The sequence below is a fragment of the Burkholderia torrens genome (genome assembly GCF_984668525.1).
The window spans coordinates 512,676-532,702 of the sequence record NZ_OZ480213.1 but is presented as its reverse complement, the minus strand read 5'-3'; the positions used below and the strand labels follow the sequence as shown (position 1 = coordinate 532,702).

The following is a 20,027-nucleotide window of genomic DNA, read 5'->3' as shown; positions in this document are numbered from 1 at the left end:
CGCCATGCTCGTCATCGAAGCGGCGTCGTGCCGTGGTCGACCAGGAACCCGTTGATCGATCCCTGAACGGGCGGCTCGGGAAACGCGCGATCGAGATCGCGCCGGATCTCGTCCTTCGACATATCGCGGAAGACCGTATCGACCGGAAACGGATGCGTGCCGTCGGACAGCGCAACGACCTGCAGATCGCCGCGCTACCAGCCGAACTTCGCCTCCATGCCGACATAGTCGGCATTGCGCGCACCGAGCGCGCGAATCGAGTCGGCGATCTGGAAGTGCACGGCCTCGACGGCCAGCGCCACGTTCGCATTGACGAGCCAGTCCACGCGCGCCTGCGCATACATGCCCGTCCACGAGCCGCCCTTGCCGGCCGTGCCGGGCACCGCCGACATCCCTTGCCCGTAGATCGCGTCGGCCGTCGTCTCGCGCCACTGGAAACCGACCGCGGTCAGCACCGTCACGTTGCTCGCCGGCTTGAACGTCAGCGAAGGCTTCACGTGAATCAGGTTGCTGTAGCCGGTGTAGCCAGCAAGCGTGAAGTAATAGCCGTTCGGGAACAGCGGGTTGAAGGTGCCCATGCGCCCGTCGCCGGGATGCCTGTCGCCCGACGCGCCGTCGACCTGGAGGCCGATGCGCGGCGTGCCCGCCGTCTTCGTGAACGTGTAGCCGCCCAGCGCGCCGAACGCCCACGCACCGATCGTGTCCTGCCCGATGTGCCCCGTCTGAAGCATCGCCTCGACGTCCCAGTCGAGCCGGCCGGATTTGCCCGCGTAGCGCATGTCGAATACGTCGCGCCGCTCGTTCCCGGCCCCCGCGAGATAGCGCGCGTTGTCGCGCGTATAGCGCGACCAGTAGCCCGACAGGTCGCCGGGGCCCGTGCCGTTGCGCTCGATGCGCACGCCGTCGAATCTCAGGTGCCGGTTCGACACGTCGTCGAACGCCGCGTCGTTGCGGTACTGCACCGGGCGCGTCACATAGCCGATCAGCCGCCATTTGCCGATTTCGTAATCCGCCCACAGTGCGTCGAACGCCTGGCGCACGTTCGGGCCGTCCCGCACCGACACGAAACGCTGCAAGTCGTAGGCCATCTCCTGCCGGCCGATGCGGGCCTTGAACGTGCCGCCGCCGATCTGGTCGACGTACGCGACGAACGCCTGCTCGAGATCGAGCTGATCCTTGTCCACCGTGCCGACCGTGTCCTTGCCGAACGGCCGCGCATCGACGAACTGGACGAACGCCTGAAAATGCCCGGCATAACGCAGGTCCGCGTGCACCGTCGCGCGCTGGATCACGTAATTGTCGTCATGCGCGGCACCGAGCCCGAACAGCGGCGCGTTGTTCAGCTCGAAGCGCTCGCGCAGGTTCGCGCCGAGCGACAGATAGGTCGACGGGTCGGCGCCCAGCGGGATGTACTTCAGCGAATCGAGCGGCTTGCGCGGCACGCATGGATTCGCGAGCACCGACCAGTCTTCCTGCCAGCGGTTGAACAGCACCGTGGGACGCTTCGCGGTGCACGCGGCGCCGGCGGTCGATGCCGGCGCCGCGGATTCCTCGGCACCGGCCGCCGTACCGGCGTACGTCGCGACGCCGCCCGCCAGCACGGCGGCGGGCAGCACGCGCCGCCACGCCCGTTTCATCGGCCGGCGGCCCATCATTTCGACCGCGAGTGGATCTCGGCGACGTAGCCGCCCGGGAACTGCACGAGCGCGGCGTCGCGCCCGTCCGACGTGAACGTCGGCACCAGCACGGTCACGCCAGCGGCCTGCGCCTGCTTCAGCGTCGCGGCCAGATCCGGCACTTCGTAGCCGGTCATCTCGCGGCCGAACGGGTAAGGCAGATGGCCGTCGGTGGCGAGCACCGTCATCTTGCCGAAACCCGACTCGATACGGATGCGGCGGTACGTGTCGTTCGGCCGGCCGATCTCGATGCCCGGCGCCTTGCGCACGTCGGACACGACCTTGCCGCGCGAGAACGCGACGAAGTTGCGCACCAGCTTGCTCGCGCTTTCCGGCGAGACGTACACGCGGTTTTCCGGCACCGTCTGCAGCGGATCGTAGTGCGGCGCCTGGGTGTGCCAGTAAAGCTGCATGTTCACGCCGCCCGGCCAGCGGACGATCGCGTCTCGGCCGATCGGGTCGGGGAACGTGTCGACGATCACGTCCGCGCCGTGCGCGCGCGCCGACTTCACCGCGACGTCCATGTCGGTGACGAGATAGCCGGTGCGCTCCTCGCAGAACGGATACGGGATCGGCGTCTTGAAGCCGAACACCGAGATCGTGCCGACCGGCGTCAGCACGAGCTGCGACATCGTCTGGCTCGGCGTCGGCGTGACCTGGAACACACCTTGCTGCGACTTCTTGCCGCCGAAGGTCGCGACGAAGCTGTCGGTGAAGCGGTCGAAGTCTTCGGGCGCGACGCACACGTGCGTCGTGTCGTATTGCGGGCCGACAGCAACGGCCGGCACACGCGCGGACGAGGTCTCGAGCAGACGCGTCTCGTCGGCATGGGCCGGCACGGTCGCCAGCAACGCGCCGAGTACGACCGTCGACGCGGCCGTCATCCCCCATACCTGCCGCAATTTAAGTGCAATCATCGTGTTCTCCTTGATAGTGGCAAGCGCAGCGGCCCGCTGCGCGCGCATTCAGCGTGACGTCGGCCGCACGTCGGGCCGACCGGATTGATAGGTGAGGAAGCCCAGCACCGCGAGCGGCAGCGCCAATGCCCAGAAAGCCGCGAACAGATAGGCCGTGGCACCCGCGCCCGCCCCGAGCGCAAAACCCACGATCGGCGGCAGCATGCGCCGCAGCCGCACTCGCGCGGCCTCCCGTTCGGCAGGCGCCGCGAGCGGCACGAGCCAGTCGAACGCATCGATCACCGCCTGCGTGACGTTGCCCGTCATCACCGTGTTGGCGACGACCGAGCGGGCCGTCAGCCGGCCGTGCGCGTTCTGGACGCCCATCGCCGCGGCGCCGAGCAGGCCGCACAGGATCGTCCGCGGCGCATCGGCGTCGGCGATCGGCGACGCCATCACGCCCGCCAGCATGAACCCGGCCAGCAGCACGGCCTGCAGCGCATACAGCGAACGTGCACGCACGCCATGGCCCAGCGAACGCATCCGATGATCGAGCACGCGCGCGCCGACGATGCCGGCGATGAAGGCCGGAAACGCGAGCCACTTGATCATGAGCCCTTGCCCGACGCCGGCCAGCCCCGAGCCGATCAGGATGAAGTTGCCCGTGACGTGCGCGGTGAACAGGCCGAACAGCGCGACGAAGCCGAGCGTGTCGACGTAACCCGCGATCGACGCGAGAAACACGTCCTCGCCGCGCACGCGATCGGGCACTGCTGCGGCGCCTGCGGTTACTGGTTGCGACGGCATGACGCGGCTTCCTTGAAGGTGTCGATTGCGCCGGCGACCGCAATGCGTGCGCCCGGCGAGATCAGATAACGCATGTTCCGCTCCGGTTTCGCCGGCCGGTCCGGCTTGCCGACTGGCGTCCGACCCATGCAACGGCTCGTCAGCCAGACTAGACAAGGGCAGCCTTAATGTCATGGCGGCGGCCTGAATTTTTCTGAATGCGTCGCTCGCGCGCGAGACGGTGCGGCCGGCCCAATGCGACGCAGGACATCCCGCGCGGCCACCCAAACCGCGCCGCCAGCCGGATTCGCTGGCCGCGATCGTGTTATTTTTCGATCGATAGTTTAGGCATGCGCGCCGTCAGGAGCCGATGAATGACCGAAAGAAAACGCAGCACGCCGACCCGCGAACCCGGGACCGACGCCGACGGCAACGCCGTCACGCGAGGCCGTCGGCTCACGCCGGAAGCGCGCGAGCGGCAGATCGTCGAGAAGGCGATCGAGCACTTCGCGACACACGGCTTTTCCGGCAGCACGCGCGAGCTCGCGCGGCAGATCGGCGTCACCCAGCCGCTGCTGTACCGGTACTTTCCGAGCAAGGAAGCGCTGATCGATCGCGTCTACGACGAGATCTACACGTGGAATCCCGACTGGGAAAAAATGATCTCCGATCGCAAGGTCCCGCTGCAGGAGCGGCTCGTCGCGTTCTACCGCGACTACGCGCAAACCATCCTGCGGCGCGAATGGATCCGTACCTTCATCTTCGCGGGGCTCAGCCGCGAGGGTTTCAACACGCGCTACCTGTCGCGGCTGCGCGAACGCGTATTCCTGCCGGTGCTGCGCGAACTGCGGCACGAATACGCGATCGCCACGCCGGCGACCGAGGCGCAGCGCAATGCGGAAATCGAACTGGTCTGGAGCCTGCACGCGAGCATCTTCTATCTCGGCGTCCGCAAATGGGTCTACGGCCTGACGGTGCCCGACGATCTCGACACCGAAATCGAGCGGCTGGTCGACGCGTTCCTGAACGGCACGCCCGCCGCGCTGCAGCAGCTCAGGTCGGGCGCGACCGCCCGGCGCCGCCGGCGCGCGTAACCAGACGAATTCAGAACAATTTATCCGGCGCGCCGCCCGCTTCACCTATCCTCGACAGGCATTCGCAGCCGCGCCCGTTGCGCGCAGGCCGAACCGAACCGGGACCGCCGCATGACCAACGCCACGCCTTCGATCACCCATCACACCGTCACCGCGAACGGCATCCGCCAGCACTACATCGATGCCGGCAGCGGGCCCGTCGTCGTCCTGCTGCTCGACTTCCTGAAGCACTGGGAAGGCTGAATCGCCACGCACGCGAAGGATCATCGGGAGGAAGCAATCATGAGCGAAGTTTCAGGCCCGCTGGCGGTCGTCGTCGGCGGATCGGTGGGCGGACTTTTCACGGCCACCGCACTGCGGGCGGCCGGATGGCGCGTCAAGGTGTTCGAGCAATCGCCGAACGACCTCGACAGCCGCGGCGGCGGCATCGTGCTGCAAGCGCCGATCGAACGCGCATTCACGTTCGGCGGCGTGCCCATGCCGCGCGATGCGGGCGTCGATTCCATCGACCGGATCTATCTCGACGCACACGACCGGATCGTGCAACGTCTCCACCGGCCGCAAACGCAGACCGCGTGGAACGTGATCTACAGGGACCTGAAACGCGCGCTGCCCGCCGGTGTCGTGCACGCCGGCGTGTCGTTCGAGCGGTTCGAGCAGGAAGGCGACGGCGTGATCGTGCATTTCGCGGACGGTCGCGTCGAGCAGGCCGACTTGCTGGTCGGCGCCGACGGCGGCCGCTCGACCGTCCGCGCGCAACTGCTTCCCGACGCGCAGCCCGCGTACGCGGGCTGTGTCGCGTGGCGCGGGCTCGTCGACGAGCACCTGCTTCCCGACACGGTGCTGCAGGTACTGCGCAACCGCTTCACGTTTCAGCAAGGCGACGCGCATCTGTTCCTGACTTATCTCGTACCCGGCCGCGACGGTGCGATCGAACCGGGCAAACGGCGCGTGAACTGGGTCTGGTACCGGCGGCTCGCGCAGGACCGCTTGCCGTCGCTGTTCCTGGCGCGGGACGGTACGCAGCGCGACGGTTCGCTGCCGCCCGGCGCGATGCGGGACGACAACCGGCTCGAACTCGTGGACGCCGGCCGCCGCATGCTGGCGCCGACGCTCGCCGCGCTCGTCGATGCGACGCACGCGCCGTTCGCGCAGGCGATCCGCGATCTCGCGGTCGACCGCATGGTGTTCGGCCGCGCGGTGTTGCTCGGCGACGCGGCCTGCCTCGTCCGGCCGCACACGGCCGCCGGCGTCGCGAAAGCGGCCGAGAATGCGGTCGGTCTCGCCGAGGCGCTGCGCGGCGTCGCGCGCGGCCCCGCTTTCGACGCCGCGCTGTCGCGCTGGGAAGCCCTTCAGCTCGCGGCCAATGCGTCGCTGTCCGAACTCGGCATCTCGCTCGGCACCCGGATCATGGGGCGCGCGTGACCGGTCGGTGGCCACGCGCCGATCCATGACTCATGTCCACCGAGGCGCCGACGAGGCGTCATGTTCCCGTTCGATGCGGCGCAACGCGCGTCGCATTCGCGGGCGGCGCCCCGCCCTCGCAGCATGGCGCGACACGCTTCTGCATCCGATCCGATATCCAGAAGTGCTATCCTTTCGACCATAAGGCAGAAGGCGAGCAAGCAAAACGCCACCTCGTCCAGGACACTCGCGGCACCCGAACCGCCCCTCCCCACATCCGTTCCCGTTGCCCGGCAAAACCGGGCATCCGCACGTCAGCCAGCCGATTCCCCACCGATTGCGCCGGCCGTACGTTGCACCGTCACTTTCCTACGGAGACGCGATGACAACTCGAATCGACCGACGAGCCTTCCTGATGGTCAGCGCCTGCAGCGCAGTACTGCCGCTTCTCGCCGCGTGCGGCGGCGACGACGGCACGCCACTGACCCGATCGCGCGCCATCGCATCGGGTCTCGGGGAAAAAGCCGCTCCGCCCCTCCATGCGTTCGACGAGAACGACTTGCTGGTTCCCGGTTTCAAAATGAAGCTCGGCGACATCAGGACGCAAATCGAGCAATACCAGCCGGCGGCCATCGCGATTGCGGATGTCGTCAATGCGGCGTTGTCGGCCGATACGCTGCCGGGGCTCATCGCATTCGGCGAAGTCACGATCAAGGCACTCGCCTCGTTCATTCCGGGCGCCGGGCCGCTCGTCGGCGAAGTACTGAACCTGTTGTTCACCCACCTGAATACGCTCTTCGAGCGCGGGCCGGATGAAGAATCGGTGATCCGTCGCATTGCGACGGACGAGATTTCGAAAAACAACGTCGAAATCATGCGTCAGACGCTGGCGGGCATCAACGACGACCTGCACTTCCTCGTCGAATTCGTGCGAAACAACGCACCGCCCTATTCGGCGTCGATGCGCGACACCATCGTCGCGAAGTTCGTGGCGTTCTGGAGCGGTTGCACGATGCTCACGCCGCTGTTCCTGATCAAGGGTTCCGAATATCAGGGGCTGACGATGCATGCGCTCGCCTGCGGCGCGCAGTTGTCGATGTATGGCGTATACCTGTCGATGCGCAAGGAACTCGCTCTCGCACCCGACACGGTCGCCGCGACACTGAGCGAGATGCGCGAGAAGATCTATCGATACCAGAATGCCATGCAGAAAGTGCTCGCCGCGCACTTGAACTCGCTTTCCGATCCGGACAAGAAGAACGAGTACGTCCGCAACTTCTATACCCTTGGTTATGCGAAGTTTCTCGATTCGGCGAAGGGCTACTTCACGGCGTTGCACCAGACGAAGATCGACTTTCGCAACTCGATGGAGATCTACACGCACGAGGTCTTGCGCAGAACGGCCGACGCCACGCTTCCGTCACGCACGTCGTACGTGACGGACCTGCTCGCCATCTGCCATTGCGGTTACGGCGGCGATCCGTGCGTCGTCCGCATGAATCAGACATTCGTCGACGGCGCAGGCCGAGCGACCCACATCGACTCGCAAGGTTGCACCGGCGACTTCGACGGTGTGTCGGGCAGCCTGCTCGCGATTCAGCACTCGTTCGCCGCGAATCAGTCGGCGGGCGAGTTGACGGATGGTCTCGGCTGCATCTGGAAAGCGTCCGTGCGGGGAGCGATCTTCAGCCGCAACGAAAACCAGTATCTCTATGCGCTGCAGGTGCAGGACGGCACCGGCACACGCTATTCGGCGGCAGTCGACGGATACGGCAGCGTCCTCGATCTGGTCGACAATCCGGATTACATACAGTCGTATGCGCCCGGCAACCCGGCGAGGCTCGAGCCGGGTTACTTCGTCTCGGCGTTCCTGACCGCACCGGGCACCTATTCCGGCAAGACGTGTCGCGAAGATTCGGGCAGCAGCGTTCCATATGCCGGCATGGCACTGCGACACTACTCGTCCGCATCGCAACTCGCGGAATTGCACGGCGCCGACGTCGGCCTCGAACTCGACCTCACCTGCGGCTTCAGCCTGGCGGATTCGTCGACGCTCGGCGCACCGACCGGCTATCCGGACGTGATGATCGGCAAGTCGATCCTGGTCGGCAAGCACCTGACCTTCGTCGTGACGAACCGGACCGCGGCACCTGTCGCCTGCCGCCTTGTCCCGCTTCTGGCAGACGTCCGGACGAGCTCGGACACGTTCGTCAATCTGACGCTCGTGACGCCCGACACGCAGCGCACGCTCGCCTCGGTCACGCTCGCCGCGCATGGAAGCGGCCCCGCGCTGCTTGGCGAGGACGGCCGGGAGTTCTTCCATTACGAAACGAACGACATATTCCCGTTCGCGCCCGGCGTGAACCATGTGCAAATCGCGCGTGGCGCGGATCTCGGCGAAAACGCCTTTCGCTTCGCGAGCTTGCTCGTCGTGCCGATGCGAACATGAGCCGGCAATGCGCGTTATCGGGGACCCCGGCGCGGAAGCCTGAACAGGTTGCGCCGTCCGGGCCTACGCCACGGCATGGCGATTGCGCGGATAACTCACGGCATGCCCGCCACCGGACATGAAAGTGGTCCCGCCTTCGTCGTCCGACTGAATCGGCCGGTCCTGCTTCAGCGGAAACCCGCCGTCAACCGCACTCCGCAGCGGTGAAATCGCCGGGCGGCAAAGGCCGGTTCGCCACGGCACGACGAGCCAACCCAGGATGCCGCGACGCTCACGCCTGGTCGGGCGATCGCCCCGCCCATCGTTTCAGCCGCCCTCGACCGGTGCGGGTGACCCGGCCGGCGCCGCATCACCCTGTTGCATCACTGTGCGGTCGCGGCCGTTTCCACGACCGGCAGCGGCCGGCTTGCGATCTTCTCCGCTTCCGCACGCTTGAGCCCCAGCATATGCAGGAGCGTCGCCGCCGTGCGTTCCGGAAAATGCTCGCCGCTGAAGCCGAGTTCCTTGAACACACCGGACGCCGGTGCGCCCGGCGCGACGAAGTTGAGCTCGGCGGCGATGGCGGTCAGCACCGTACCGCCAACCGAAAGGAAGCCGATGAACGGATCGGCGACCACGAAGCGTTTCTCGGCGATGCCGCGCTCGATATCCCGCAGCAGCCGCTGCCCCAGGCCCAGCGTCAGCACGCGCGCCGAAAAGCCCTCGCGGATCAGGAAATGTCCCCAGACCGGCTCGCGCCGCGCGCGCATCAACGTATGCCGCACCGAGACGGAAATGATTTCCGCCGGGTCGGACAGGCCGCTGGCCAAGCGATCCAGTGAATCCGCGAACTCCTCGAATACCGATTCCACCAGGGTGGCGTAGATCGCCTCCTTCGATTCGAAGTGGTTGTAGAACGAGCCAAAGCCGACGTCCGCGGCTTCGGTGATTTCGTTGATGGCGACGCCTTCCATGCCTTTCGCGGCCATCAGTCTGAGCGCGGCGTCCAGCAGGCGGCCACGGGTCTCCCGCTTGCGGCGCGCGCCACGGGGCTCGTGCTCTTCGGCGACGGCGGCCACCGGGCTGGATGCTTCCGGAGCGGGGCGCTTGGGCGTGCGGCGACTCGGTGTATTCGTCATGACGTGTTCGATCCTGGTTCGTGCCCAAGTATAGATTTAAACGTCTACATTGACAAAGTCATCACCCATGACTTGAATGTCACCAAAAGCGACAAAACAATGCCCCCCGAGAACCGATCGAACGACGAATGGAGGCCCGCATCCGCGAGATATCGGCATAATATCGCGCGCCGCGCGAGCGTTCCTGTCGCTACCGCGAGGTTGAACCGAATCTGAAGCCCGGGAGCAAACATGCGCGACGTCATCGACGGTTTTCTTCGTTTTCAACGCGACATCTATCCGCAACGTGTCGAGCTCTTCAAACAACTCGCCACATCACAGAATCCCAAGGCGTTGTTTGTCACGTGCTCGGACAGTCGCGTCGTGCCCGAACTACTCACGCAGCGCGAGCCGGGCGAACTGTTCGTGATCCGCAACGCAGGCAACATCGTGCCGTCCTACGGCCCCGAGCCCGGCGGCGTGTCCGCCACCGTCGAATACGCGGTCGCGGTCCTCGGCGTTCGCGACATCGTGATCTGCGGTCACTCCGATTGCGGCGCGATGGGCGCGATTTCGCGCTGCACCTGCCTCGATCATCTGCCGGCTGTCGCGAACTGGCTGCGTCACGCAGACGCCGCCAAAGTCATCAACGCCGCACATGAATACGATACGCCTCGCGCGAAGCTCGACGGGCTCGTGCGTGAAAACGTGATCGCGCAACTGGCCAACCTGCGCACTCACCCTTCCGTCGCGCTCGCGCTCGAGCAGGGGCGCATGAATCTGCACGGGTGGGTCTACGACATCGAGACAGGCGGCATCGATGCGCTGGACGGCGCCACCCGACGTTTTGTCTCGCTTGCCGAGTCGCCCACGGTCGTCGCCGTGAGCTCGCTCAATCGCGGGCAGGTCTAGCCTCCCCACCAGCTCGCGCCCGACGTCGGGCGCGAACACGACCCGTTCCTGCACGGAACGGGGGCGTGCATACGCAGTGCGCGGTCCCGCGCGCGTGTCCTGGGACATCGAGCAGACGCCGTTCCGCGCGACGCGCGTCGAGCAACGTCTCGCGACCTCACTCCGCCGTCGGCCTGATCCGGCTCGCCTCCTTCGCAATCGTCATCAGCACGGCGCAGCAGTCGGCCTAGTGCGTGATGCGCCGCAACATCGTCGTGTCGTAACCAAGCGTCCGGACTCGCTCGACAAGCGCCTCAGCTTGCTCGGCGGACGGCTTCGCGTCGCGCGTCAGGATCCACAGGAGCCGGCCTGATGGTTCGCCGACGATCGACCACGAATAGTCGTCGGCGTGATCGAGTATCCAGTAGTCGCCGAAAAAGAACGGCCCGAAGAACGACACTTTCAGTTTCGCGTCGCGGCTGTTCGCGACGATCTTCGCTCGTCCGTCCGAGCTGCGCGCGCGGCCGCCCGGCCCACCTTCGCGACACGTATTGCGCACGCCGACGAGGCCGTCGTCCCGTTTCGCGTACTCGGCCGTGACGCCGTCGCAACCGCGCTCGAAACGGTTTTCATAGCGCGCGAACTCATACCATCTACCCAGATAGCGATCGAGATCGACCGCCTTGGCCGGCTGCGGCACCTGGACGTTGCCGCGCGGGCCTCCCGCGAGGCCCGCGCATCCCGCGAGCAACAGTGCCGCGCCAGCCAGCGCCACGGAGGCCGTCCGCATGGACGCGTAAAGAACAGCTCGCTTCATCGAGTCCCCCTCGGCCACGAAATCGCACCATTGTGCACGCCGCCACTCCGCCGCGGCAGCGGCCGGTTGCATCCCGGCGCTCGATTCGCTCGTATCTCGCTGCAACGTATTCATACGGTTCGCCACCATGCGCGACATTCAACGAATCAGCCGTCGATCGCTCGATCAGATGCATCCGCCAGTGCTATATTTCGCTCGACATTCACGCCATGGCGATGCTCGCCATTTCTTCAGCATGAACGACACGCCGGATGGTGCCGAGCCCTTCGACCCGTCAATCGCTTCGCGCGATGCCGACGCGGATGCGGTGCGTCGCGCACACCTGAATCAGGTCATGTCGCAGGTCGCGAGCGGCGATCAGGCTGCTTTCGCCGAGTTGTACCGGTTGACTTCGTCGCGGGTGTTCGGCCTCATTCTCCGCATGATTCACGATCGCGGGGAAGCCGAGGACCTGCTCCAGGAGGTCTACACCGCCGCATGGCGCCACGCCGACGCGTTCGACCCGGCCCGCGGCGGTGCGATGACGTGGCTGACCACGCTGGCGCGCAACCGGACGATCGACCGGTTGCGGCAGCATCGCGACGCGCAACTCGACGACGAACAGGCACTGGAGCTTCCCGACGAGGATCCGACGCCCGCCGCGCTGGCCGAGGCCAGCCAGGAGCGGCAACGCCTCGAACGCTGCCTCGAGCGGCTCGATCCGCCACAGGGCCGCGCTGTGCGCGAGGCCTTTTTCAGCGGCGCGACCTACAGCGAACTGGCCGCGCGACTGCGTGTGCCGCTCGGAACCATGAAAAGCTGGATCCGGCGCAGCCTGATGCAGCTGAAGGTGTGTCTGGAACAATGAATACGCCCGCCGATCACGATCCCGAATTGCGCTGCGCGGAATACGCGCTCGGCGTGCTCGACGCCGATGAGCGGCGCGCGCTCGAGCAGTCCGCCGCGCGCGATCCGCAATTGCAAGCCACGCTGGAACGCTGGCAGCGCCGCTTCGCGCCCCTCGCGGAAGACGTCGCACTCGTCGCGCCGCCCGGCCGCGTCTGGACGAGAATCCAGCGTGACCTCGGCTTCTTCGCTTCGCCGCACGCACGCGGCGCCGCGCCATCGGGCGGATGGTGGAACAGCCTGTCGCTGTGGCGCTGGGTCGGCATCGGCACGAGTGCTGCCGCGCTGGGACTGCTCGCGATCAACCTGATCCGGGTCAGCGAAGCGCCGCCACGCGTGGCCGCCGTCGAGGGCAGCTACATGGTGGCCACGATCGCACGATCGGACGGCGTCGCACACTGGACTGCCACGGTCGACCTGCGCCGGGCGCGGATGGTCGTGGTGCCGGCGGACAAACCGACGATCGCCGCGAATCGCTCGACCGAGCTCTGGCTGATTCCGCCGAATGCGAAACCGATCTCGCTCGGCGTGTTCACGCCGGACACGTCGGCGACGATGACGCTGCCGCCCGCGATCGTCGCGCAGCTCAGCGCACGCGCGGTGCTCGCCGTGTCGATCGAGCCGCATGGCGGCTCGCCGAGCGGCCAACCGACCGGCCCGGTAATCGCCACCGGCGCGATGCACGCGGCATAACAGGCATCGCGCCGCCGGGCGGGGCTGCCGCCCGGCGCCGGCGAGCGCGGTGCGCGTCCCTTTCTTCCGCGACCGGCCGCATTGCATCCCGATGCATCCGTTCGGTCTTCGGCTCCGTATATGACGCATATCGTGTCCTCGGAGCCGCTCGCATGCCTGCCGCCGCCGTCGCCCTTCTTGCCTTCGTCGGACTGATCGTCGTGTTCACGACGGTATGGGTGGTGCAACTGCGCTCGCACAATGCCGGGATGATCGACCCGGTCTGGGCCGCGACGCTCGGCGGCGTGGCCGTGCTCGCTGCCGGATTCGGCACGGGAGCCGGTTTGAACCGCGTGCTCGTCGCGCTCGGCGGCGGCCTCTGGGGCCTGCGGCTCGCGCGGCACCTGTGGCGCCGCAATCACGGGCAGCCGGAAGATGCACGCTACAGGCAATTCCGCCAGCAATGGGGCAATGCTGCACCGCGCAACATGTTCTGGCTGTTTCAGCTGCAAGCGCTGATCTCGATGTTGCTGTCGGTCGCGTTCTTCGTTCCGGCCTACAGTCCGGCAGCACCGTCCCGGTTCACGGCCGCCGCCGCCATCGCGATCTGGCTCGCCGCCGTGGCCGGAGAGGCTGCCGCCGACCGGCAGCTCAAGCGTTTCGTCGCCGCCCCGGCACACCGCGGCCACGTCTGCAGCGTGGGCTGGTGGCGCTATTCGCGGCATCCCAACTACTTCTTCGAATGCGTGCACTGGTGCGCGTACGCGGCGCTGGCGATCGGCATGCCGTGGGGCTGGCTCACGCTGGTGCCGCCGTTCCTGATGGCGTGGCTGCTGCTCAAGGTATCCGGCCTGCCGCTGCTCGAAGCGCATCTCGTGCGGACGCGGCCGGCTTACCGGGACTACATGCGGACGACCAGCGCCCTCGTTCCATGGCCGCCCAGGCACGCCGCACGCGCGCCCCTTGCCCACCCCGATCATCCAGACGACAGGAGTACGCGATCATGACCGCCACCGCCTCGCAACCGTCCCCCGCCCGGCTACCGGCTCCAGGCGACACGTGGCTGATCCGCTGCTGCGAACGCGGCTGGCTGCCCGACCCGCTGATCCGCGCCGGGATGCGCGCATTGCTGCGGCAGCGCCTGCGCGATGAACACCTGCTCGACGGCGAGCGGCGCGCGGCCGCCTTCGAGAGGCTGGTACACGAACTGGGCGCGAGCCCGATCGCGATCGAGACACAGTCGGCAAATACTCAGCATTACGAAGTTCCGGGCGCCTTCTTCGAAGCCCATCTCGGGCCTCGAATGAAATACTCGTGCGCCCACTACCCGCGCGGCGACGAAACGCTCGCGCAAGCCGAGGACGCGATGCTGTCGCTGTACGCGGAGCGGGCCGGCCTCGCGGACGGCCAGCGCATCCTGGATCTCGGCTGCGGCTGGGGCTCGCTGTCGCTGTGGCTCGCCGAGCGCTATCCGCACGCGCAGATCGTCGGCCTGTCGAATGCTCGCGGCCAGCGAGATTTCATCGAACAAAGCGCGGCGCGGCGCGGGCTGACCAATCTTCGAATCGTCACGGCCAACGTGGTCGACTTCGATTTCGCGCCCGGCGCAGCGGAATTCGACCGCGTGCTGTCGATCGAGATGTTCGAGCACATGAAGAACTACGGGCAATTGCTCGCGAAAATCGCGCGCTGGATGCGCGACGACGGCAAGCTGTTCGTGCACATCTTCGCGCACAAGCTGATCGCCTATCAGTTCGCCGTACGCGACGACACCGACTGGATGTCGCGCCATTTCTTCACCGGCGGCACGATGCCGTCGGCCGATCTGCTGCTGCGGTTCCAGGACGACCTCCGCATCGACCGCCAATGGTGGCTCGACGGCACCCACTACGCCCGCACGGCCAACCACTGGCTCGCTTCGCTCGACGCGGCGCGCAGCCGGATCATGCCGATTGCCGAAACCGTCTACGGCCCCGACGCCCGTCTCTGGTTCCAGCGCTGGCGCATGTTCTACATGGCGGTCGCCGAACTGTTCGGCTATGCCGGCGGGCAGGAATGGGGCGTCGCACACTACCTGTTCGACAAGCGGCCGGTGCGCACGTGACGCCCGTCATGCCGCTCCAGGCCATGCGCCGACTCGCCGTCACGCTCGCGTCGGGCCTTGCGCTCGCCGCCGCCGCGGGCTGCTCGGGCAATGCGCCGAACCCGAATCCGCGCGCCGCCGTGCCGCTGTCGAGCGTGCCCGTCGACCTGCCCCGCTACATGGGCCGCTGGTATGTGATCGCCAACATCCCGTATTTCGCGGAACGCGACTACGTAGGCAGCCGCGCCGAGTGGACACTGCGCGAGGACGGCCGGATCGACGACGTGTTCGTCGGCCGCAAGGGCGCGTTCGACCGGCCCGAGAAGCGCTATCACTTCGTCGACACGGCAAAGCCCGGCAGCGGCGGCGGTGAATGGCGCGTGCGGCTGTTCTGGCCGGTGTATGTCACGCAGCTCACGCTCTACGTCGATCCCGGCTACCGCTACACGATCCTCGGCTACCCGGGCAAGACGCTCGGCTGGATCTTCTCCCGCGATCCGATGATGGACGACGCGACGTACCGCTCGCTGCTCGCGCGGCTCGACGCGATGGGCTACGACACGTCGCGCTTCAGGCGCGTGCCGCAAACACCCGGGCAGATCGGTCAACCGGGCTTCGCATCGCCGGGCGAGCGCGACTGACGGGCGTACGGTGCATCCGCCGCCCGCTTTGCTCCGTATCTCATGAGGACCATTCCCGAAACCGCTCACCCGCCTGACGGAGACCCTTCGCGATGCACCCGGAACTTTCAGTGTCGCTGCCCGGCCAGCGGATCGCCGTCGTCGGCGCTGGCATCGCCGGCCTTGCAAGCGCCTACCTGCTGGCGCGCCGGCACCGCGTGACGCTGTTCGAAGCCGCCGACTACCTCGGCGGTCACACGCACACCGTCGACGTCGAACTCGACGGCGCGAGCCATCCGGTCGATACCGGGTTCCTCGTCTTCAACGACCGGACCTATCCGAACCTGATCGCGCTGTTCGACGAACTCGGCGTGGCCGCGCATCCGAGCGACATGTCGTTCTCGGTGTCGGTCGACGGCGGCCGGCTCGAATGGGCCGGCCGCAATCTCAACACGGTGTTCGCGCAACGCCGCAACCTGTTTTCGCCGACGTTTCTCGGCATGCTGCGCGACATCCTGCGCTTCAACGCCTGCGCGCAGCATCACCTCGAAACGGCGCACCGCCAGCGTCTGTCGGTCGGCGAGCTGCTTGCGTCGGGCGGCTACGGCACATCGTTCCAGGAGCACTACCTGCTGCCGATGGCAGCCGCGATCTGGTCGAGCGCGGCCGGCGACGTCCTGCGGTTTCCGGCCGCGACGTTCCTGCGCTTCTGCCTGAACCACGCGCTGTTGCAGGTCAACGACCGTCCGCCATGGCGCACGGTGGCAGGCGGTGCACGACAGTACGTCGAGCGCATCGCCGCGACGCTCGACGACGTGCGCGTGAACACGCCGGTGCGTGCCATTCGTCGTGACGAACACGGCGTCACGGTAGCGACCGACGCGACCGGCCATGAGCGGTTCGACGCCGTCGTGCTCGCGTGCCATGCGCCGACGAGCCTGCGGCTGCTCGCGGACGCCAGCGACGCCGAGCGCGGCGTGCTGGGCGCCGTCCGCTATCAGCGCAATGTCGCGGTGCTGCATACCGATACGGCATTGCTGCCGCGCCGCCGACGCGTGTGGTCCGCGTGGAACTATCTGAGCAGCGGCGCGGCGCCTGCTACCGGCTGCGCATCGCCCGTATGCGTCAGTTACCTGATCAACCAGCTGCAGCCGCTGCCTTTCCGCACGCCGGTCGTCGTCACACTGAATCCGGTCGACGCGCCTGCGCCCGACACGCAGCTCGGCCGCTACGACTACGAGCATCCGCTGCTCGATCTCGCCGCCGTCGATGCGCAGCAACGCCTGCCCATGCTGCAGGGGCGGCGCCGCACGTGGTTCGCGGGCGCGTGGACGGGTTATGGCTTTCATGAGGACGGCGTGAAATCCGCACTGCGCGTAGCCGTCGACTTCGGCGTGAAGCCGGCGTGGGCCAAGCCATGAACGCGCCTTTCGCGAACGACGGCGGCGCCGCGCGGCTTCTCGTCGGGCACGTGATGCACGAACGGCTGCGGCCCATGCACCACACATTCAGCTGTCCGCTCTTCCAGGTCTGTTGCGACGTCGAGCGGCTCGGCGAGATCGACAGTGCCTGGTTCGGCGTCGATCGCTGGCGGCCGCTCGCGCTCGTTTCGCGCGACTACGGCCCGCGCGACGGCCAGCCGCTCGCGCCGTGGATGCGTGGCCGCCTCGCCGAATCCGGCATTCCCGCCGACGGCCCGATCTGGCTGCAGACCATTCCGCGCCTGTTCGGCCACGCATTCAATCCCGTGAGCTTCTGGTACTGCTACGACCGCGCGGGCCGGCTGCGTGCGCTGTACGCCGACGTGCGCAACACGTTCGGCGCACACCACGGCTATCTGCTGAGCGCGCCGCGCCACGCGCCGATCGGCGGCGACACCGTGCTCGTGTGCCGCAAGACGTTCCACGTATCGCCGTTCTGCGACGTCGTCGGACATTACATGTTTCGCGTGCGGCAGAGCGGCGACCGCCTGTTCGTCGCGATCGACTACTGCGACGACGACGGCCTGCTGCTGCGGACCGCGCTCGGCATGCGGGCCCAGCCGCTGACCGCCGCGCGCGCGTGGCGCGCGCTTGCACGGCAGCCGCTCAACGCGGTCAACGTCGTCGTCCGCATCCATTGGCAGGCGCTGCGGCTCTGGCTCAAGCGCGTGCCGTTCCACGGCAGGATGCCGCCCTCCCGGGCACGCGCCGCCGATGCGACCTTGCCCCCGCCGGCGCAGGCCGCATCGCCATGTCGTCCGACGATGTCCGATCACGAGGTCCGCCCATGACCCTGCCGCGTCTGCTCTCGGGCGCATCGCAACCGGCGATGTCGCTCGCGCCCCGGCTGTTCGTCGCGTTGCTGCGGCGGCTGCGTCACGGGCACCTTACACTCGTGACGCCCGATGGCGCGCAACACGTGTTCGGCGATCCGCATCGCCAGCCGGCCGCGACGCTGCAGATCCGCGACTGGCGCGCGTGCCGCGCGATCCTGCGCGCAGGCGACATCGGGTTTGCGGAAGCGTATCGCGCGTGCCAGGTCGACACCCCCGACCTCGTCGCGCTGCTTCGTCTGGCGATCCGCAACGAGCCCGCGATCGCGCAGACGGTGACGGGCGGCCGGCTCGCCCGTCTCTGGTACGCGCTGCGCCACCGGCTGAGAATGAATACGCGCGCCGGCAGCCGCCGCAACATCCACGCGCATTACGATCTCGGCAACCGCTTTTACGGGCTGTGGCTCGACGACACGTGGACGTATTCCAGCGCCTGCTTCGACGACGACGACACACGTTCGCTCGCCGATGCGCAGGCGGCGAAGTACCAGCGGATCGTCGAGTCGCTCGGATTGCGCGCCGGCATGCACGTGCTCGAGATCGGCTGCGGCTGGGGCGGCTTCGCGATGCATGCTGCACGCCAGGGTATCCGCGTGCATGCGCTGACGATCTCGCAGGCGCAGTACGCGCTGGCGATCGAGCGCATCGCGCACGCGGGGCTGTCCGATCGCGTGACGGTCGAATTGCGCGACTACCGCGACATCGATGGGCAATACGATGCGATCGTGTCGATCGAAATGTTCGAGGCCGTCGGCGAAGCCTTCTGGCCCGTGTATTTCGACACACTCGGGCAGCGCCTGAAAGCGGGCGCGCGCGCGCTGATCCAGTCGATCACGATCGCCGAGTCGCAGTTCGAAGCGTACCGCGCGTCGAGCGACTTTATCCGCGAGTTCGTCTTTCCGGGCGGCATGCTGCCGAGCGCCGAGCGCTTCGTCGACGCGGCGCGCCGCGCGGGTCTCGCCGCCGAGCCGGTGCTCGCGTTCGGACTCGACTATGCGCGCACGTTGCGCGCATGGCGGGCGGCGTTCGAGGATCACGTCGACGCCGTGCGCGCACTGGGGTTCGACGAGACCTTCATCCGCACGTGGCGGCTTTACCTCGCTTATTGCGAGGCTGGGTTCGCCGAGCGGCGCACGGACGTGATGCATTTCGTCGTGTCGTCGGCGCGCTGACATGAACATGATTGGCCGGGCTGCGATCCTCGCGCTGGCTGCGGCGTTTTCCGCGGTGCCGGAGGCCGTCGCGCGCTGCGTTGACGACGTCGCGTCGGCACGGATGATCGGGGCCGGGCAGTTCTGCGTATTCGGCGTCTGTCTGTACGACGCGCAGCTGTGGGCGCAGCGGTCGCCCGCGGCATTCGACACGCCGTTCGCACTTTCGCTCACGTACCGCCACGACGTGAGCGGCGCGCGGCTCGTCGCGGCCGGCATGGCCGAAATCGAGCGCCTTGCAACCGCGCCGTTGCCCGCGGCGACCCGCGACGCGTGGCGCGCCGACATCGCGCGCGCATTCACCGACGTCGTGCGCGGCGACGTGCTGTGCGGCGTCTATCTACCCGATCAAGGCGCACGCTTCTACGCGAACGGCCGCCTCACGGCCGACATCGCCGATCCGGTCTTCGCGCGCGCCTTCTTCGACATCTGGCTCGATCCGCGCACCCGTGCACAATCGTTGCGCCGCCAGTTGCTCGGCGACACCGCACGTTGACGGCGGAACGCGCAACGATGACCACCACCGCCCCTCGCACGGATCGGCCCATGAACGATTCCGCCCTCGCCGAAACTGCCGCCTATCTCGTGCTGTCGCAGGCCGGCTGGCTCGTCTGCGTGCTGAGCGCGGCGCACCGGCTAGGCTGGATCGGCACAGTGTGCGCCGTGCTGCTCGCGGGCGCCCACCTGTTGCGCGCCCGCACTCCGTCCCGGGAGGCCGCGCTGATCACCGTCGTCACGACGCTCGGCTGGAGCTGGGACACCGTACCTGCCGCGACGGGCTGGTTGAGCTACCCGAACGGCGTCATGCGCGCGGGGACGGCGCCCTACTGGATCGCCGGTCTGTGGGTCCTGTTCGCTTCGCAGTTGAACGTGCTCCTTCGCTGGTTGCGCGGGCGCTGGCTGATCGCCGCGGCGCTGGGTGCCTGCGCCGGTCCGCTGTCGTTTCGGGCGGGCGCGGCGCTCGGCGCGGTGCACATCGCGAGCCCCGCCGCGTGGGTGCTGCTCGGGTGCGGTTGGGCCGTGTTGCTGCCCTCGGCAGTCTGGCTGGGTGGCCGTCTCGACGGGATGCGTCGAGAGGCCTGACGAGCCGAACCCGCCGCCGAAGCGACGGATGCGCTGCTTCGATCGCCGG

The 20,027-nt window shown here is 67.5% G+C and carries 19 protein-coding genes and 2 pseudogenes; 15 read left to right on the top strand and 6 right to left on the bottom strand.

Going from position 1 to position 20,027, the window contains the following annotated elements:
- Nucleotides 1-26: 26 nt before the first annotated feature.
- The 4 genes and pseudogenes from AC5LXX_RS32870 to AC5LXX_RS32855 all read right to left on the bottom strand — a co-directional run.
- A pseudogene (locus AC5LXX_RS32870) lies at nucleotides 27-191 on the bottom strand (MBL fold metallo-hydrolase); the annotation flags it as partial.
- A gap of 3 nt (nucleotides 192-194) precedes the next feature.
- Entirely contained in the window at nucleotides 195-1,637 is a 1,443-nt protein-coding gene (locus tag AC5LXX_RS32865) for an alginate export family protein (RefSeq protein WP_493414259.1), read from the bottom strand.
- A 14-nt stretch (nucleotides 1,638-1,651) separates the two neighbouring features.
- Nucleotides 1,652-2,593: a glyoxalase gene (locus AC5LXX_RS32860; RefSeq protein ID WP_493414258.1), complete on the bottom strand. Its 942-nt coding sequence runs from the start codon at nucleotides 2,591-2,593 to the stop codon at nucleotides 1,652-1,654.
- A gap of 48 nt (nucleotides 2,594-2,641) precedes the next feature.
- The gene (locus tag AC5LXX_RS32855) at nucleotides 2,642-3,379 is read right to left on the bottom strand and encodes a YoaK family protein (RefSeq protein ID WP_493414257.1); all 738 of its coding nucleotides are present in this window, start codon (nucleotides 3,377-3,379) and stop codon (nucleotides 2,642-2,644) included.
- Nucleotides 3,380-3,732: 353 nt separating this feature from the next.
- On the opposite strand from AC5LXX_RS32855, the gene AC5LXX_RS32850 reads away from it, so the two are divergent.
- The 4 genes and pseudogenes from AC5LXX_RS32850 to AC5LXX_RS32835 all read left to right on the top strand — a co-directional run bounded on the left by AC5LXX_RS32850 (nucleotide 3,733) and on the right by AC5LXX_RS32835 (nucleotide 8,305).
- Entirely contained in the window at nucleotides 3,733-4,452 is a 720-nt protein-coding gene (locus tag AC5LXX_RS32850) for a TetR/AcrR family transcriptional regulator (RefSeq protein WP_493414256.1), read from the top strand.
- Nucleotides 4,453-4,563: 111 nt separating this feature from the next.
- Nucleotides 4,564-4,674 (top strand): annotated as a pseudogene (locus AC5LXX_RS32845) (alpha/beta fold hydrolase); the annotation flags it as partial.
- A gap of 60 nt (nucleotides 4,675-4,734) precedes the next feature.
- Nucleotides 4,735-5,877: an FAD binding domain-containing protein gene (locus tag AC5LXX_RS32840; protein WP_493414255.1), complete on the top strand. Its 1,143-nt coding sequence runs from the start codon at nucleotides 4,735-4,737 to the stop codon at nucleotides 5,875-5,877.
- Between the two features lie 361 nt (nucleotides 5,878-6,238).
- Nucleotides 6,239-8,305 carry a hypothetical protein gene (locus AC5LXX_RS32835; protein ID WP_493414254.1) on the top strand — a complete coding sequence of 689 codons (2,067 nt, stop codon included), beginning with the start codon at nucleotides 6,239-6,241 and terminating at the stop codon, nucleotides 8,303-8,305.
- A gap of 362 nt (nucleotides 8,306-8,667) precedes the next feature.
- Here the strand turns inward: AC5LXX_RS32835 and AC5LXX_RS32830 are convergent, their stop codons facing one another.
- Entirely contained in the window at nucleotides 8,668-9,423 is a 756-nt protein-coding gene (locus AC5LXX_RS32830; protein ID WP_493414253.1) for a TetR/AcrR family transcriptional regulator, read from the bottom strand.
- Between the two features lie 231 nt (nucleotides 9,424-9,654).
- Here AC5LXX_RS32830 and AC5LXX_RS32825 point away from each other — a divergent pair, with 231 nt between their 5' ends.
- Nucleotides 9,655-10,314 carry a carbonic anhydrase gene (locus tag AC5LXX_RS32825; protein WP_322080981.1) on the top strand — a complete coding sequence of 220 codons (660 nt, stop codon included), beginning with the start codon at nucleotides 9,655-9,657 and terminating at the stop codon, nucleotides 10,312-10,314.
- Between the two features lie 226 nt (nucleotides 10,315-10,540).
- Here AC5LXX_RS32825 and AC5LXX_RS32820 read toward each other — a convergent pair whose 3' ends face one another.
- The gene (locus AC5LXX_RS32820; protein ID WP_493414252.1) at nucleotides 10,541-11,083 is read right to left on the bottom strand and encodes a lipocalin family protein; all 543 of its coding nucleotides are present in this window, start codon (nucleotides 11,081-11,083) and stop codon (nucleotides 10,541-10,543) included.
- 262 nt (nucleotides 11,084-11,345) lie between these two features.
- Here AC5LXX_RS32820 and AC5LXX_RS32815 point away from each other — a divergent pair, with 262 nt between their 5' ends.
- The 10 genes from AC5LXX_RS32815 (at nucleotide 11,346) to AC5LXX_RS32770 (ending at nucleotide 19,978) form a co-directional block, all read left to right on the top strand.
- On the top strand, nucleotides 11,346-11,957 hold the full coding sequence (locus AC5LXX_RS32815) for a sigma-70 family RNA polymerase sigma factor (RefSeq protein WP_493414326.1): 612 nt from the start codon (nucleotides 11,346-11,348) through the stop codon (nucleotides 11,955-11,957).
- Entirely contained in the window at nucleotides 11,954-12,688 is a 735-nt protein-coding gene (locus AC5LXX_RS32810) for an anti-sigma factor (protein ID WP_493414251.1), read from the top strand. Before AC5LXX_RS32815 ends, AC5LXX_RS32810 begins: the two co-directional genes overlap by 4 nt.
- Nucleotides 12,689-12,840: 152 nt before the next feature.
- Nucleotides 12,841-13,674 carry a DUF1295 domain-containing protein gene (locus AC5LXX_RS32805; protein WP_493414250.1) on the top strand — a complete coding sequence of 278 codons (834 nt, stop codon included), beginning with the start codon at nucleotides 12,841-12,843 and terminating at the stop codon, nucleotides 13,672-13,674.
- Nucleotides 13,671-14,771 (top strand): SAM-dependent methyltransferase, encoded by a 1,101-nt coding sequence (locus AC5LXX_RS32800; RefSeq protein WP_493414249.1) that lies wholly within the window; start codon nucleotides 13,671-13,673, stop codon nucleotides 14,769-14,771. The genes AC5LXX_RS32805 and AC5LXX_RS32800 overlap by 4 nt, the downstream gene beginning before the upstream one ends.
- 8 nt (nucleotides 14,772-14,779) lie before the next feature.
- On the top strand, nucleotides 14,780-15,391 hold the full coding sequence (locus AC5LXX_RS32795) for a lipocalin family protein (RefSeq protein ID WP_493414248.1): 612 nt from the start codon (nucleotides 14,780-14,782) through the stop codon (nucleotides 15,389-15,391).
- A gap of 92 nt (nucleotides 15,392-15,483) precedes the next feature.
- On the top strand, nucleotides 15,484-16,791 hold the full coding sequence (locus tag AC5LXX_RS32790) for an NAD(P)/FAD-dependent oxidoreductase (RefSeq protein WP_493414247.1): 1,308 nt from the start codon (nucleotides 15,484-15,486) through the stop codon (nucleotides 16,789-16,791).
- Nucleotides 16,788-17,642 (top strand): DUF1365 domain-containing protein, encoded by an 855-nt coding sequence (locus AC5LXX_RS32785; protein ID WP_493414246.1) that lies wholly within the window; start codon nucleotides 16,788-16,790, stop codon nucleotides 17,640-17,642. Before AC5LXX_RS32790 ends, AC5LXX_RS32785 begins: the two co-directional genes overlap by 4 nt.
- Nucleotides 17,639-18,856: a class I SAM-dependent methyltransferase gene (locus AC5LXX_RS32780; RefSeq protein ID WP_493414245.1), complete on the top strand. Its 1,218-nt coding sequence runs from the start codon at nucleotides 17,639-17,641 to the stop codon at nucleotides 18,854-18,856. Before AC5LXX_RS32785 ends, AC5LXX_RS32780 begins: the two co-directional genes overlap by 4 nt.
- 7 nt (nucleotides 18,857-18,863) lie before the next feature.
- Nucleotides 18,864-19,391 (top strand): chalcone isomerase family protein, encoded by a 528-nt coding sequence (locus AC5LXX_RS32775; protein ID WP_493414325.1) that lies wholly within the window; start codon nucleotides 18,864-18,866, stop codon nucleotides 19,389-19,391.
- A 50-nt stretch (nucleotides 19,392-19,441) separates the two neighbouring features.
- Nucleotides 19,442-19,978 (top strand): DUF2878 domain-containing protein, encoded by a 537-nt coding sequence (locus tag AC5LXX_RS32770; RefSeq protein ID WP_493414244.1) that lies wholly within the window; start codon nucleotides 19,442-19,444, stop codon nucleotides 19,976-19,978.
- Nucleotides 19,979-20,027: the final 49 nt, after the last annotated feature.

Coding starts and splice junctions, on each gene's coding strand:
- AC5LXX_RS32810 (WP_493414251.1), top strand. CDS start 11,954: ATGAATACGCCCGCCGATCACGATCCCGAATTGCGCTGCGCGGAATAC.
- AC5LXX_RS32825 (WP_322080981.1), top strand. CDS start 9,655: ATGCGCGACGTCATCGACGGTTTTCTTCGTTTTCAACGCGACATCTAT.
- AC5LXX_RS32820 (WP_493414252.1), bottom strand. CDS start 11,083: ATGCGGACGGCCTCCGTGGCGCTGGCTGGCGCGGCACTGTTGCTCGCG.
- AC5LXX_RS32815 (WP_493414326.1), top strand. CDS start 11,346: ATGAACGACACGCCGGATGGTGCCGAGCCCTTCGACCCGTCAATCGCT.
- AC5LXX_RS32860 (WP_493414258.1), bottom strand. CDS start 2,593: ATGATTGCACTTAAATTGCGGCAGGTATGGGGGATGACGGCCGCGTCG.
- AC5LXX_RS32780 (WP_493414245.1), top strand. CDS start 17,639: ATGACCCTGCCGCGTCTGCTCTCGGGCGCATCGCAACCGGCGATGTCG.
- AC5LXX_RS32800 (WP_493414249.1), top strand. CDS start 13,671: ATGACCGCCACCGCCTCGCAACCGTCCCCCGCCCGGCTACCGGCTCCA.
- AC5LXX_RS32855 (WP_493414257.1), bottom strand. CDS start 3,379: ATGCCGTCGCAACCAGTAACCGCAGGCGCCGCAGCAGTGCCCGATCGC.
- AC5LXX_RS32865 (WP_493414259.1), bottom strand. CDS start 1,637: ATGAAACGGGCGTGGCGGCGCGTGCTGCCCGCCGCCGTGCTGGCGGGC.
- AC5LXX_RS32785 (WP_493414246.1), top strand. CDS start 16,788: ATGAACGCGCCTTTCGCGAACGACGGCGGCGCCGCGCGGCTTCTCGTC.
- AC5LXX_RS32795 (WP_493414248.1), top strand. CDS start 14,780: ATGCCGCTCCAGGCCATGCGCCGACTCGCCGTCACGCTCGCGTCGGGC.
- AC5LXX_RS32805 (WP_493414250.1), top strand. CDS start 12,841: ATGCCTGCCGCCGCCGTCGCCCTTCTTGCCTTCGTCGGACTGATCGTC.
- AC5LXX_RS32770 (WP_493414244.1), top strand. CDS start 19,442: ATGAACGATTCCGCCCTCGCCGAAACTGCCGCCTATCTCGTGCTGTCG.
- AC5LXX_RS32775 (WP_493414325.1), top strand. CDS start 18,864: ATGATTGGCCGGGCTGCGATCCTCGCGCTGGCTGCGGCGTTTTCCGCG.
- AC5LXX_RS32830 (WP_493414253.1), bottom strand. CDS start 9,423: ATGACGAATACACCGAGTCGCCGCACGCCCAAGCGCCCCGCTCCGGAA.
- AC5LXX_RS32790 (WP_493414247.1), top strand. CDS start 15,484: ATGCACCCGGAACTTTCAGTGTCGCTGCCCGGCCAGCGGATCGCCGTC.
- AC5LXX_RS32840 (WP_493414255.1), top strand. CDS start 4,735: ATGAGCGAAGTTTCAGGCCCGCTGGCGGTCGTCGTCGGCGGATCGGTG.
- AC5LXX_RS32835 (WP_493414254.1), top strand. CDS start 6,239: ATGACAACTCGAATCGACCGACGAGCCTTCCTGATGGTCAGCGCCTGC.
- AC5LXX_RS32850 (WP_493414256.1), top strand. CDS start 3,733: ATGACCGAAAGAAAACGCAGCACGCCGACCCGCGAACCCGGGACCGAC.